At 48.2% G+C, this 15423-nt stretch carries 6 protein-coding genes; 4 read left to right on the forward strand and 2 right to left on the reverse strand.

All coding sequences use genetic code 11. From position 1 onward, the window contains the following. A complete protein-coding gene (gene xyl3A / locus RDN79_RS02065; RefSeq protein WP_298546557.1) occupies positions 1–2607 on the forward strand; it encodes a xylan 1,4-beta-xylosidase in 2607 nt (868 codons plus the stop codon). Positions 2608–2727: 120 nt separating this feature from the next. Here xyl3A and RDN79_RS02070 read toward each other — a convergent pair whose 3' ends face one another. Both RDN79_RS02070 and RDN79_RS02075 read right to left on the reverse strand, forming a co-directional pair. Continuing rightward, positions 2728–3702, reverse strand: a complete 975-nt coding sequence (locus RDN79_RS02070) for a type I phosphomannose isomerase catalytic subunit (RefSeq protein ID WP_298546559.1) — start codon at positions 3700–3702, stop codon at positions 2728–2730. A gap of 57 nt (positions 3703–3759) precedes the next feature. After that, positions 3760–5775, reverse strand: a complete 2016-nt coding sequence (locus tag RDN79_RS02075; protein ID WP_298546561.1) for an alpha amylase C-terminal domain-containing protein — start codon at positions 5773–5775, stop codon at positions 3760–3762. A gap of 476 nt (positions 5776–6251) precedes the next feature. On the opposite strand from RDN79_RS02075, the gene RDN79_RS02080 reads away from it, so the two are divergent. The 3 genes from RDN79_RS02080 to RDN79_RS02090 all read left to right on the forward strand — a co-directional run bounded on the left by RDN79_RS02080 (position 6252) and on the right by RDN79_RS02090 (position 15419). Further along, positions 6252–8561 carry a cation:proton antiporter gene (locus RDN79_RS02080; protein ID WP_298546563.1) on the forward strand — a complete coding sequence of 770 codons (2310 nt, stop codon included), beginning with the start codon at positions 6252–6254 and terminating at the stop codon, positions 8559–8561. After that, on the forward strand, positions 8558–12577 hold the full coding sequence (locus tag RDN79_RS02085; protein WP_298546565.1) for a hybrid sensor histidine kinase/response regulator transcription factor: 4020 nt from the start codon (positions 8558–8560) through the stop codon (positions 12575–12577). The genes RDN79_RS02080 and RDN79_RS02085 overlap by 4 nt, the downstream gene beginning before the upstream one ends. 142 nt (positions 12578–12719) lie before the next feature. Next, a complete protein-coding gene (locus RDN79_RS02090; RefSeq protein ID WP_298546782.1) occupies positions 12720–15419 on the forward strand; it encodes a sugar-binding domain-containing protein in 2700 nt (899 codons plus the stop codon). Positions 15420–15423: the final 4 nt, after the last annotated feature.

The raw sequence follows: 15423 nt of genomic DNA on the forward strand, positions 1-15423 counted from the left end.
ATGAGAATGAAACATCTGACGGTAGCAGCACTAACATTATTGCTGTCTGTTTCTTGTAGCCAAAGACAAGAAGAGTATCCGTTTCGCAACCCAGATCTCCCTATCGACGAACGCATAGACGACCTCTTGAAGCGTCTGACCGCCGAAGAGAAGGTCGGACAAATGATGAATACGACTCCGGCAATCGAACGCCTCGGTATTCCCGAATACGATTGGTGGAACGAAGCCTTGCACGGTGTCGCACGCGCCGGAAAAGCGACCGTTTTCCCGCAGGCAATCGCGATGGCGGCAACTTTCGATGACGATGCCCTATACGAGACATTCACGATGGTGAGCGACGAAGCTCGCGCCAAATACCATCAGTATCAAAGGGATAAAGAATACGACCGCTACAAAGGCTTGACCTTCTGGACCCCGAACATCAACATCTTCCGTGATCCCCGCTGGGGCCGCGGCATGGAGACATACGGAGAAGACCCGTACCTGACGGAACGGATGGGCGTTGCCGTAGTGAAAGGCTTGCAGGGAGACGATCCGAAATACTTCAAGACACATGCATGCGCCAAGCATTATGCCGTCCATAGCGGGCCGGAATGGAACCGTCACGAATTTGATGTCACGGTGACGCCCCGCGATTTATGGCAAACCTACCTGCCGGCTTTCGAGGCTCTGGTAAAAGAAGGGAATGTGCAGGAAGTCATGTGCGCCTACAACCGCTATCAAGGCAAGCCCTGTTGCAGCAGTGACAAACTGCTCATCGACATCCTTCGGAACAGTTGGGGATATGAAAACATCATCCTTTCCGACTGCGGTGCGATCAACGACTTCTGGCAACGGGACGAACGTACGCCCCGCCACGAAACCCATCCCGATGCGGAAAGCGCTTCGGCCGATGCCGTCCTGAGCGGAACGGACCTGGAATGCGGCAACAGCTACCGGGCTTTGATCAAAGCCCTGAAGGACGGGAAGATATCCGAAAACGATCTGGATGTTTCCCTCCGCCGCCTGCTGAAAGGTCGCTTCGAACTGGGCATGTTCGATCCGGACGAACGGGTTCCATACGCCCAAATCCCGTACAGCGTGGTGGAAAGCCCCGAACATGTGGCACAAGCGCTCGAAATGGCACATAAGAGCATGGTATTACTGAAGAACAAGAACAACACGTTGCCGCTGAGCAAAACAATCCGGAAAATTGCAGTTGTCGGTCCGAATGCCGCCGACTCGACCATGCTCTGGGCCAACTACAACGGTTTCCCGACGCATACCGTAACGATACTGGAAGGGATCCGCAACAAAGTGCCCGATACTGAAGTAATCTACGAATTAGGATGCAATCATGCCGCCGACTTCGTTATCCAGGACTTGGGCAACCACATCACCTCTCCAGCCGGACAGGGATTCGCCTCCGAATTCTTCAACAATACGGAATTCAAGGGGGAAGCCGCTTACAAAGGTTTGGCAAGCCAGCTGCATTATACGACAGGTGGAAACACGCAGTTCGCACCGAACGTAAACCTGACGAATTTCACGGCACGTTTTACCGGCGAGTTTGAAGCGCCTGAGACGGAACAGGTCGAGATCAAGTTGTCGGGAAACGACGCCTTCCGTCTCTTTATCGGAGATGAAAAAGTCGCCGAAGTATGGGAAAACGAATACGGAGCGGAAAAGACCTACACGCTGAATGCGGAAAAAGGAAAGAAATACCCTGTCAAGATCGAATATATGCAACGCGCGGGAAGCGCCGACCTCAATTTCCAGATCGGTACGCGGCGACCTGTCGATTATGCCGCCACGGCCGCCAAAGTCAAAGATGCGGATGTGATCGTCTATGTCGGAGGTATTTCTCCCCGCCTGGAAGGCGAAGAAATGCCGGTCAACGTGGAAGGCTTCAAAAAAGGAGACCGAACCAATATCGAAATACCGAAAGTGCAGCAAGAAATGGTAAAAGCGCTGAAAGCGACGGGTAAACCCATCGTTTACGTGCTTTGTACGGGTAGCGCCCTGGCTTTGAACTGGGAAGACGCCAACATCGACGCCATCCTGAACGCCTGGTATGGCGGGCAGGAAGCCGGGACAGCGGTTGCCGACATCCTGTTTGGCGACTACAACCCGTCAGGCCGCCTGCCGGTCACATTCTACAAGTCGATCGACCAGTTGCCGGACTTCGAAGATTATAGCATGAAAGGCCGTACCTATCGCTATATGACCGAAACGCCGCTTTATCCGTTCGGATACGGCTTGAGCTACACGGACTTTGCCTATCGGAATGCAAAGCTGTCTTCCGGCAAGATCGCCAAAGACCAATCCGTCACACTGACATTCGACATTGCCAACACCGGTAAAACGGATGGCGATGAAGTCGCACAAGTCTATATTAAAAACCCGAACGATCCGGCAGGGCCGATCAAGGCGTTGAAGGCATTCTTGCGTGTCCACGTAAAAGCCGGCGAAAGCCAGGAAGCCAACATAGAACTGGCTCCCGAAGCCTTCCACTCTTTTAACGACAATACGCAAACGATGGAAGTCCGTCCCGGAAAGTACCAGATACTTTACGGCGGTTCATCCGACGACAAAGCGTTGCAGCAATTAGAGCTGACAATCGAATAAAAAACAAATGCCGCAGGCCTCCGGATCATCCGGAAAAGCCTGCGGCATTCTATCTATTCCATAACCCTATGCTTTACACCTCCTAACCCATAGGGTTACGCCCTTTAACCCTATGGGTTTTTATCCAATATACGTCTCCATAAACTTGGCGCCCGGAACCGGTGAAATTGTCACGACGTCCGTATCAGCCGGGATCAGGACCGTTTGTCCCTGGTGAATATAAATTTCATTGCCTTTATTGTCACGGATAGAAGCTTTGCCTTCCATGCAGATGTAAACGACAAAAGAATCCAAATAGGAAAAATCACGGACCATGATCGTATCGATATCCAACAAATTAGTCGTAAAATACTTGCAGGCGGCAAGTTCTACGGTCGCATTCGTATGCGCTTTGTAATGGGTGCGGTAGTCCGGGTACAAGGTATAGTCGATCGCATCCTTTGCCAGTTCGGTATGCAATTCGCGCCCTTTGCCGTCCGGTCCCTTACGGTCGTAATCATATATACGATAGGTGATATTGCTCGTCTGCTGGATTTCAGCGATGAAACAACCGGCCCCAATCGCGTGTACACGGCCCGCGGGCAGGAAGAAAACATCCCCCGGATTGACCTCGTAACGCTGCAACACGTCCATGATCGTATTGTCCTCGACACGTTTCACATATTCATCCGCATCGATCTGCTTTGAAAAACCGGAATACAAACCGGCGCCTTTGGTTGCATTGATCACATACCACATTTCTGTCTTGCCGAAGGAATCATGGCGTTTCTTAGCCAGTTCGTCATCCGGATGAACCTGGATAGACAAATCATCACGTGCATCGATAAACTTGATCAACAATGGGAATGTGGAACCGAATTGTTCGATCACCTTTTCCCCCAACAGTTGCTTGCCATATGTACGGATCAGTTCATCCAGCGTTTTACCCGCGAGTGCACCATTATCTACAACGGAATAATTACCCTCAACATGTGAAAGTTCCCAACTTTCGCCGATACCTTCCTGCACCGGAGCGATGCCCTTAAACGGGCAGATGTCAGCCCCCCCCCAGATAATCTTCTTGAGGATAGGCTTAAATGTCATTGGATATAACATGACTTTTCTGAATTAAAAATTTAAAATTTAAAAATTAAGAGCCAAGAACCTTATTTCTTAATTTTCTTTTCCTTTCCTCAATACAACAGCACTGCGTGCCGGAAGATATAATTTGAGCCATTCTTTTTTCTCTTTTTTATACAATGGATCAAATTGTGTGAAATGGCGGATGGAATCATCCGCGAGCCCGAAACCTCCGAAACGGGTGGCATCGGTATTCAGCACCACTTCATATTCACCCTTAGGCACAAGGAAACCGTAATCGGTAAACGATTTCGTCGGACTGAAATTGAAAACGAACACCAAGTCTTTCCGCCTATAAGCCAGAATCTGATCCCCATCGTTATCCCAGACTTTCTGTATCGGAGTGGACTGGAAATTCTTCACGCTACGGATCAACTCCAACATTTCGCGGTCGAAATCGCCCAAGAAATGATATTTCAAATCCATATTATCGACCAAATCCCATTGGCGGCGTGCATACTTATGCGACCAGCCATTTCCTTCGCGCGGAAAATCGATCCATTCCGGATGGCCGAATTCATTCCCCATAAAGTTCAGATAACCACCGTTGATCGTGGATGCCGTAACGAGGCGGATCATTTTATGCAACGCCACACCGCGTTCCACCATAAAATTGTGATCGTCTTTCTGCATATGCCAATACATGTCGGCATCGATCAGACGGAAGATGATCGTCTTGTCACCCACCAACGCCTGGTCATGGCTTTCCGCATAGCTGATTGTCTTTTCATCGGCACGGCGGTTCGTCGTCTCCCACCAGATGGAAGAAGGATGCCAGTCTTCGTCTTTCTTTTCCTTGATCGTCTTGATCCAGTAATCGGGGATATTCATTGCCATGCGGTAGTCGAAGCCATAACCGCCATCTTCATATTTGGCAGCCAAGCCGGGCATTCCACTTACTTCTTCGGCAATCGTAATCGCATTCTTATTGACTTCGTGGATAAGCTTATTCGCCAATGTCAGGTAGGCAATGGCATCACCATCCTGATGACCGTTAAAATAATCGCCGTAATTGCAAAATGCCTCGCCCAGCCCGTGACTGTAATAAAGCATCGAGGTCACGCCATCGAAACGGAAACCGTCGAATTTATACTCGTCCAGCCAGAACTTGCAGTTCGACAACAGGAAATGAAGCACTTCATTCTTTCCATAATCGAAACAGAGGGAATCCCATGCCGGATGCTCGCGACGGGTACCGCCCAGGAAATATTGCGTGTAAGACCCGTCGAAACGTCCGAGGCCTTCTACTTCGTTCTTGACAGCGTGGCTATGGACGATATCCATAATCACGGCGATCCCCATGCCATGAGCCTCGTCTATCAACTGTTTCAGTTCTTCCGGCGTACCGAAACGGGAAGATGCGGCAAAAAAGCTGCTGACATGATAACCGAACGAGCCATAATAAGGATGTTCCTGGATAGCCATGATCTGAATGGCGTTATACCCTTCCTTTGCAATACGGGGTAGCACCATACGGCGGAATTCGTCGTAACTGCCGACTTTCTCTTCATTCGAAGCCATACCGATATGGCATTCATAAATCAGCAAAGGAGAGACATCGGGCTTGAACCGTTTACGCTTGAATACATACGGTTTCTCCGGATTCCATACTTGCGCACTGAAAATTTTGGTATTTTCATCCTGAACGACACGCCGTGTCCATGCAGGAATGCGTTCTCCGCTGCCTCCTTCCCACTCGACCAGAAGTTTGAACAGGTCTTCATGATGCAGCAAATCTTCCGGAAGCGCGATCTCCCAAATGCCATTGCCCAACCGTCGTAACTTATACCGGCCGTCTTTCTTCCATCCGTTGAAAGTTCCGATCAGGTACATAGCGGTAGCATTGGGTGCCCACTCACGAAATACCCATCCACTCTTTGTCTTGTGCAATCCGAAGTAAAGATACCCGGAGGCCATTTCCGACAACGTCTGTTTGCCGTTACCGGTCAGGCTCTTCTCTTTGTTTACCACGTATTGGTACCGTCCTTCTATTGCCTCCTTATAGGGGGCCAGCCAAGGGTCATTCTTTATTAGATTTAGCGACTCCATGATTTATTGAGATTGGTTTCGCACAAAGATAGAAGAAAAAACTAACATATATACAAAAAGTCCGGATACTTTCCTATTTTCAACAGATATAAACTTTCCATCTTCAAAGTTTCATTTACCAATACAACCACATCAAAATCCTGTAAAAATCTGACAATATCCCCCCTTGAAATCAACATTCACAATAAATAATTGATTTTTAACGCCATAACAAAATCAGCTGTTTGTTAAAAAATATTACCCTTGCTACTAATTGAGGCTATATGGGGTAGAAAATCGAATTAGATGCGGTAGTAGTTTCGATTCGGACCAATGGCTTTTTTTACTATATTACAATAAGGGTAGAAAAAAGGCATATCAATGAAAATCGGGCATTTTGACAAAAAAACAAAATCGCCAATAAAAATTCTCACCGCACAAGGAGTTATATTTAATTCCTTTTCTTATTTTTGCAAGAAACCGTTTAAAGATAACAGATGAGTAAGGGAACAAAAAGCATAGCCTTTTATTTGATGATGATCCTGGTCTTTGGCTCACTCATGTATTTCATAGTCAAAGAAGGAGAAAGTCGTCAAGTCGATACGGCTATCCAGTCGATGCAAAACGCCCCTCAGAATATGGGGGAAGGATTTTTTGTGTTCTGGGATTCGGTCACTCATCATATCCAATCTTCAATCGGAATCCTCCTTTTGCAAATCATTACGATATTAATCGTCTGCCGCCTGTTCGGCTGGATGTTCCAAAAGATCGGCCAACCCACCGTCATCGGTGAAATCGTAGCCGGGATCGTACTCGGCCCGTCTGTGCTCGGCCATCTCCTGCCGGAAGCATCCGCATTTCTTTTTCCCCCCGAATCATTAGGCAACATTACCATATTGAGCCAATTCGGCCTGATCCTTTTCATGTTCGCCATCGGTATGGAACTGGACATCGGCGAAGTCCGCAAAAAGTTGAAAGAGACTATCCTGATCAGCCATACCAGCACGATCGTTCCGTTTTTCTTCGGTATGCTGACAGCCTATTATGTCTATGAATCCTACGCCCATAAAGGGACGCCGTTCCTCTCGTTCGCCCTGTTCATCGGGATTGCCATGAGCATCACGGCCTTTCCTGTCCTGGCCCGTATTATCCAGGAAAAAGGGTTGACCAAAACGCATTTGGGAACCATTTCGCTGGCAAGCGCCGCCAATGGAGACATTACGGCCTGGTGCCTGCTGGCCGTCGTGATAGCCATCGCCCAGGCAGGCAGTATGCTGAGCGCCGTTTACAACATATTATTCTCTATCCTGTATATCCTCTTCATGTTTTTTGCCGTTCGTCCTTTTTTGCGGATGATCGGGCACATATACCATAATAAAGAGGTAATCGACAAAGCGCTGGTAGCCTTGATGTTCCTGTTGCTGATCGTATCCTCCTATTTTACCGAGATATTGGGGTTGCACGCGCTTTTCGGCGCCTTTATTGCAGGCGTGGTCATGCCGGGAAATATCAAATTCCGCAAGATCATGACAGAAAAGGTGGAAGACGTGTCATTGGCGCTCTTCCTGCCGCTCTTCTTCGTATCGACCGGACTGCGCACGGAGATCGGCCTGTTGAACACACCGGAACTTTGGGCCATGTGCGGTATCTTTATAGCCGTAGCCATCATCGGAAAGTTCGGAGGAGCCATGTTCTCCGCCCGATTTGTCGGGGAAAGCTGGAAAGACAGCCTCTACATCGGGGCCTTGATGAATACGCGCGGTTTGATGGAGCTGGTCGTGCTGACGATCGGCTATGAGATGAAGATATTGCCGCCTTCCATTTTCGTGATGTTGGTTTTGATGACATTGGTCACGACCTTTATGACGATACCGCTGGTTTCTTTCATTAAATTATGCTTCAAGACCCGCGAAAAGATCAAGGAACATCTGGTCTATTCGGAGCCGACCGACGGGACATTCAAGGTGCTTCTTTCGTTCGGACGTGCCGGAAACGGTCAGATCATGCTCGATGTCGCCCACCAGATGTTTGCCCGTGGAAAGAACAAACTGGACCTGACGGCGCTTCACCTGACTGTCGGTTCCGATGTCAATCCGTTGCATACGGACAATTTCGAGGAGGTGAGCTTCGGCCCTATCTTGTATGGAGCCAAAAAATTAGGCATGCACATCCATACGCGCTACGAGGTGTCGAACAACGCCGGGCAGGATATTTGCGACATTGTCAACAACGAAGGATTCGACTTCCTGCTGGTCGGTTCCGGTATCTCCATGAGCAACTCGCCGGACGATATCGAGGCTACCCGCTACCGCACTTCTTTCTATAACCGTTATTTCAAACGCTTCAAAGCCCCCGAATCCTGGTTTTATCCCGGAGCCTTGCTGAAAGACAAGACCAAGATGTTTATCGCCCGCAGCAATTGCGATGTCGGCGTGTTCATCAACCGCAATTTCGTAAAGGCCTCCAATGCATTGGTCATCATCAGCTCCGAAGAAGACCTCTTCCTGCTTGACTATACAAGGACATTGCTGAAGACGACCCACGGCTCTGTCGGCATCGTCAATAAAGCAAGCACGACGACTCCCGGATACGACAAGATCATCGAAGCGATCGATGAATTTACAGCTTCTGTCCCGCAAGCAAAGATATTGGCGGACAAAGACCTGACGCCGGGATTGTTCAACGGTTATAATTTTATGCTGATCAGCTACGACACTTGGAACGACGTATCCGAACACCGTAAAGAAGCACTTCAAAAAATGCCGTCGACATTGATTTTGAATAAAAATCGGCATGAACAGCAATGAGACGATATTTCCTATACCTTTCCCTCCTATTATCCAATGTCATATATATAATACAAGGGGAAAATCTCAAATATGACTATTTCAATCATTTAGGGATAGAAGACGGGCTTTCCCAGCTCTCGGTCCTGGATATTTTCCAAGATTCGGATGGTTATTTATGGTTGGGAACGAGAAATGGGATCAATCAATATAACGGATACGAGTTCAAGGTGTATCGAAACGAAGTAAGCGATTCGACAACACTCAGCGACAGCCATATCCTGGCAATCACCGAAGATAAAGCAAAGAATATATGGATCGGAACGACCAACGGCCTCAACTCGATCCGGTATGCCGATAAGAAAGTCTTCCGCCATTACCCCAACGAAGCCTCCCCCAACCAGGAAATACGCTGTTTTCTGCTTCACAGGAACGATTCGTCGATATACACCTTTTCCGGCAACAAAGTGTATGTCTGCCGAAGCGACAACACACTAAGCCCCCTCAACACATTAAAAGAGATACAAGGAGAAATAAATGCCGTTTCACAATCCGAAGACGGAACCATTTATATCGGAACCACCCAGCACGGAATGTTCATCTATACTTCCGACTGGAGATTCGTCAGCCAGGTCAAACTTCCACAACTGGCAAAAGGCCATACGCAGCAGGACATTATCAACACGATACTGGCCGGTCCTGACGGCCTGGTATGGATGGGGACGTATGCCCACGGGATCTATCTATACAATTCCCGGACACGGCAAATCACCCATTTCGACAATGCCAATTCGAACCTGTCCAGCCCGGCCGTCCGGAAATTCGTTTATTTAAACGACAGCACGCTATTAATCGGCACATTCGACGGATTAAACATCATGGACTTGACCACAATGAAGATAAAACCGTTCCCGATTCGTACCAATGCGAATAATGAATCCGAGATCTCCTCCATCCACAGTCTTCTGGTCGACAGGAACCAGACTTTATGGATCGGGACTTATACGAACGGGGCTTATTATTACAGTCCCTTCCAGAATGATGTAACCATGATCTCTCCCAAGGACTTTCCCAACCTGATCATCGGGAAAGGAGAAGTGGATAAAAACGGAAATCTGTGGTTTGCCACAGAAGGAGCCGGACTGTTCTTCTATAACCCGGACACCCGGGAACAGGCTTTATATCCAATACAAAAGTCACACGGCAAAGGAAATGATAATATCATCAAATCCATTAAAATAGACGGAGATATCCTATACTGTTCCACCCATTATGGAACCGTATATACTTTCGATACGGTCCGGAAACGATTTGCCCTTCTATATGATTTTACTTTTAACGATATCAATTCGCTGTTCATCGACAGCAAGAACAGGCTATGGATTCCGGCCAACAGCAATAAGGCACTCGTGCTGGCCGACAAAGGCCGATGCCTCAATTTATTCCCGACGCAAAACGGGCCGCAACTTTTCAAGCATGTGTCCGTCATGAATGAGATATCGCCTGATGTGTTCCTGATCGGGACCAGCTTGGACAGCCTTTATCTCTATGATATGCAAAAGGCGAGACGGGAAAACCTGACTTACAAACTGTCTCACAGGAACTCCAAAACGCAATCAGGCGAGATCACCGGAATTCTTCAGGACAGAAACAACCAAATCTGGATATCCACGACTAAAAACGGTTTATTCCGCCTCGACCATTCCCTGAACGTCATAAAACATTATAAAAAGGAAGACGGCATCTCCGACAGCTATATCGCCCAACTGATAGAAGACGAAAATGGAAATGTATGGGTAACGACCACACAAGATATCTATAAGTTAGAGCCTGCGAAAGACCTTTTCATACCGGTCGAGCAACCCTATGTGATGGAGTTCACCAAATTTGCCGGTACAGCCTTCCATAACGGGCAACTCTATTTTCCCGGTAACAAAGGAGTCCTGACACTGTCTCTCGAACAAAAAAGAATCAATCCCTATAAACCTCCTGTCTATATTACTTCCGTCCAGGCCAACACACAGGAAATGCTATCGTCATCAGATTCCGGAAACGGACTGGAACTCGATTACAAGCACAATAACCTGACGATCGGATATACCGGACTCAACCTGATTCATCCGACCATGAACCAGTACGCCTACAGGCTGGCAGGAGCAGACAGGGACTGGCATTACGTGGGCGGCCGGCGCGAAGCCTATTACAGCAACCTCCAGCCCGGTACATACACATTCGAGGTCATGGCCTCCAACAATGATCATCAATGGAACCCGCAAAAGGCCTGTCTACAGATCACGATCACGCCCCCTTTCTATAAAACCTGGTGGGCTTACCTGATATACATAGCCCTGAGCGTTTATGCCGCCATTACGGTATTCCGCTACGCGCAACGGAAGCGCGAGAAAGAACGGGAAATCCGCTATCGCCAGAGAGAACAGGAAAAGACAAACGAACTCCACCGGGAGCGGATTCAGATGTTTACCAACTTCTCCCACGAATTGCGTACGCCTTTAACTTTGATCATCAACCCGTTGAATGACCTGTTGGAACGCGTCTCCTTCTCTCCGGAAGTAAAAGACGCATTGCAACTGATTAAAAAGAACACCAAACGAATGCTTTTATTGGTAAACAACCTGATGGATATCCAGAAATACGAAGCCGGGAAATCCGACCTGCAGAAAGACCGTTTCGATTTTGTTCCTTTTATCAAAGAAATATATCATTCTTTCGAAAGCATTGCCGGTAACCGGAATATCAAGTTCACGCTTATAGACAAGCTGCCGCAACCCTATTATGTATTTTTCGACCAGACCGAAATAGAAAAAGTATTTTTCAACCTGCTTTCCAACGCCTTCAAGTTCACGCCTTCGGAAGGAGAAATTTCAATTTTAGCGCGTGCACTTTCCCGACAGGAATGCAAAGAGTTGCCTCTATTTCCTGTACAACAAAGTTCTTCTTTAACCGAAACCGGCTATTTATACATAGAAGTCAAAGATACCGGAAAAGGATTCGACAAGGAAAAGGCTGAAAAGATATTCGAACCATTCTACCGCTCGCAAGAAGATATACACCAACAAATTGCCGGTACGGGAATCGGGCTGAGCCTCACACGCTCCATAGTCTTGCAACACAATGGTTACATCTGGGCCAAAAGTTCGGAACAGGAAGGAACAACTTTCATGCTCCTCCTTCCCGGCATGGAAGAAGCCGTAGCCCTCCACCCTTCCGCCACCCTTAAAAAGGCAAACCTATTGCTGGAAGAAACGGAAACCAAAAACAAACCGGTTCTCCTCTTAGTCGACGACAACCAGGAAATCCTTCAATATCTGGAACGACAGCTTAACAACGAATATGTAATAGCCAAAGCATCCAATGGCAAGGAAGCATTGAGACAGATCGCAGAGACCAACCCGAATATTGTGATCAGCGATATCATGATGCCGGAAATGAACGGATTGGAACTATGCAAGTACATCAAGGAAAACCAGGACCTATGCCATATACCGGTTATCCTGCTGACAGCCAAATCAATGGTCACGCAGATAGAAGAAGGACTGGAAACAGGTGCGGATGACTACATCGTCAAGCCGTTCCAGGTATCCCTATTGCGAGCCCGCATCAAAAATATCCTGTCAATGCGAGATAAAATGAAAACAATATACGGAGGCACCTTTTCCTTGAAACAATTGGGACTGGAAGAACCGGAAGAAGAGAACGGCTTCCTGACACAATACATCGATATCGTAAAGGCCCATATATCAGACCAGGAACTGGACATATCCGTCATATACGAAGCATTGGGCATGAGCCGGGCCAATTTCTACCGGAAAGTAAAAGCCGTGACAGGGCTCTCTCCAAATGAACTGATCAAGAACATCCGGCTCGAAGCCGGTGCAAAGCTGCTCAAAGAGTCGAACCTGAATATATCCGAGATTGCCGAACATACAGGTTTCAGCAGCAGTTCCTATTTTGCCCGCAGTTTCAAGGCCACCTATGGAATCTCTCCCACGGAATACCAGAAAAAACAGGCAAAATGAGATTCCTGTACTAATATATGAGATTATTTTACCAACCTTGATCCGCGCTCTTCCCTACTTTTAGCCTGACTATCAGAGACAACCGGACGGATAATCTAATTCAATAAAAAAAGATATGAGAAACATTTCAAATTACCAACGAATGGCATGCATCATCTGTATGTTGTTCGCCTGCATCACCTCCAAAGGGCAAACGCAGGAAATCGACCTTTCCGGAGAATGGGGGTTCCAAACGGATTTTATGGATTTCAGACGCGGTTCACTCGATGTCCGCTACATGCATCGCTTGCAAGAAACCATCACCCTTCCCGGCATTACCGACGACTATCAGATCGGTTACAAATCTCCGTACCGGCATCTCGACCGCCTGACACGCCTGTACGAATACATGGGGCCGGCCTGGTACCAGCGCGAAATCGCCATTCCGAAAGAATGGAAAGGCAAACGCATCTTCCTGTATTTCGAGCGTACGCACTGGCTCAGTTCCGTTTATGTAGGTAAACAGGAGATCAGCAAGATCGATTATGTCAGCGTCCCGCACAATCATGAACTGACCGAATTCGTGAAACCGGGAAAGACCGAACAGATCACTTTCTGTATCGACAACCGTTACCAATACGATACGCATAAATGGGACCATGCCCATTCCGAATTTACACAGATCAACTGGAACGGTGTCTTGGGAGAAATCAAATTGGTTGCCGTCGATCCGGTCTATATCGACGATATGCAAATCTACCCGAACATCGCGGACAACAGCGTAAAGGTAAAGATGCAGATCAACAACTGTACCCGAAAACCCTTCGACGGCACCCTTTCCTTCCACATCACCGGTACGGATTATGACCAGGCGACCGATGTACCCGTTAGCGGAAACGATACCGTCGAAGTCATCGAGCAGACGATCCGGTTAGGCAAAAAGATAACACTATGGGACGAATTCCAACCGAACCTCTACAAAATGGAATGTAAGCTGAAGACGACCGCCGCCGGCCAGAACTTCGAATATGCCAAAGAAGCGACCTTCGGAATGCGCGAAGTGACGGCCAGCAAAGACCATATCCTGATAAACGGACATCCGGTCCATCTGCGTGGAACAGTGGAAAACGCCGTATTCCCCCAAACGGGTTACGCTCCCGTCGACGACGCATCTTGGGAACGTATTCTGAATATCCTGAAAGAATATGGGATGAACCACATGCGCTTCCATTCCTGGTGCCCTCCGGCAGCCGCTTTCCGTGCGGCCGACAAATTGGGAGTCTACCTGGAAGTAGAACTGCCGATGTGGGGAAAAGATGCCGAACCCGATGAAAAACGTTATGATTTCTTCCGTCGCGAACAAAAGGCGATCTTAAAAGAATACGGCAACCACCCTTCCTTTGTCCTTTATTGCAACGGCAACGAGATAACCGGCAACTTCGATTTCATCGAAGAGCTGACGCACACCGGCCGCGAACTGGACAGCCGCCATCTCTTCAGCGGTTCGACAGCCCGCAAAAGAGTCAATTCCGACCAGTTCTATATCACCCATCAGACAAACAAGGGACACATGGCAATCTACGAAGGCCGTCCATACACCGACTGGGATAAAAACAAGGAATTAGGCATCGACGTTCCGGTCATCTCCCACGAATCCGGCCAACGTTGCGTATATCCGAATTACAAAGAAATTGAATATTATACCGGTCCGGTACGCGCCCGCAACTTCGAAGTGTTCCGGGAACTGCTGGACAAGAACCACATGCTGGACCAGGCGGACGACTTCTTCAAAGCCTCCGGGGCACTGACCGTCATCGAATATAAGGATGTGATCGAAGCACAGCTCCGCACCGACCTGGCAGGCGGATTCCAACTGTTATCCATCAACGACTTTACCGGACAGGGATATGCCCCGGTCGGAATTCTGGACCCATTCTGGAATTCCAAAGGGCTCGTGACACCGGAAAAGTTCAGGGAATCCTGTTCCCCCACCGTGCCGTTGTTGCGCTTCGAGAAAAGAGCTTTCTATGTCGACGAGCCATTCCAGGCAAAAGCCGAAGTCTATAACTTTGGCCCCGCAGTCCTCAAGAATGCCAAACTGAAATGGTTCGTGACAGACATGTCCGGCCGTACACTCGCTTCAGGCAAGCTGAAAACACAGACGATCCAGAACTACGGCGTCTTCCCCGTCGGCGAATTCGGTTTCGACTTCAGCAAGGTCACCGGACCTCAACGTCTGAAAGTCCATTTCACCATCAACGACAAGTTAAGCAATGACTGGGACATCTGGGTATATCCGCATCAGCAGGAACTTATGCGATCGACCGGCGACGTCCTCTACACAACCGTATATGACGATAAGGCAAAGCAATATCTGGAACAAGGCAAAAAGGTCGTATTATGCCCGATGCCCAACCGCGTAAAAGGACGCAAGTCTACTTTCCACAACCATTTCTGGAATCCGATCATGTTCAAATGGCCACCTATGACCATCGGCTGCCTGATCCACAACACCCAACCGGTATTTGCCGATTTTATCACCGACAACCATACCGACTGGCAATGGTGGGACATCCTCGAAAACGCGAAAGTGATCGAAATGGCTAACGCGCCCCAGGAACTGCGCCCCTTCATCCAGGTAATCGACAGCTACGACAACAACGAGAAATTAGGCATCGGCTTCGAAGCAAAAGTAAAGAACGGGCAACTGCTGGTACTGGCAGTCGATACGAAAAAGAATATCGACAAACGTCCGGCGACCCGCCAATTGCTGAAAAGCATCGACTCTTATGTAAAAAGCGATAAGTTCAATCCGCAAATACAGGTTGACGAATCCTTTATTAACTCTTTTCTCATTAAATAACCGG

The sequence above is a fragment of the uncultured Parabacteroides sp. genome (assembly GCF_902493135.1).
Classification (GTDB): Bacteria; Bacteroidota; Bacteroidia; order Bacteroidales; family Tannerellaceae; genus Parabacteroides.

Coding starts and splice junctions, on each gene's coding strand:
- RDN79_RS02070 (WP_298546559.1), bottom strand. CDS start 3,702: ATGTTATATCCAATGACATTTAAGCCTATCCTCAAGAAGATTATCTGG.
- xyl3A (WP_298546557.1), top strand. CDS start 1: ATGAGAATGAAACATCTGACGGTAGCAGCACTAACATTATTGCTGTCT.
- RDN79_RS02080 (WP_298546563.1), top strand. CDS start 6,252: ATGAGTAAGGGAACAAAAAGCATAGCCTTTTATTTGATGATGATCCTG.
- RDN79_RS02090 (WP_298546782.1), top strand. CDS start 12,720: ATGGCATGCATCATCTGTATGTTGTTCGCCTGCATCACCTCCAAAGGG.
- RDN79_RS02075 (WP_298546561.1), bottom strand. CDS start 5,775: ATGGAGTCGCTAAATCTAATAAAGAATGACCCTTGGCTGGCCCCCTAT.
- RDN79_RS02085 (WP_298546565.1), top strand. CDS start 8,558: ATGAGACGATATTTCCTATACCTTTCCCTCCTATTATCCAATGTCATA.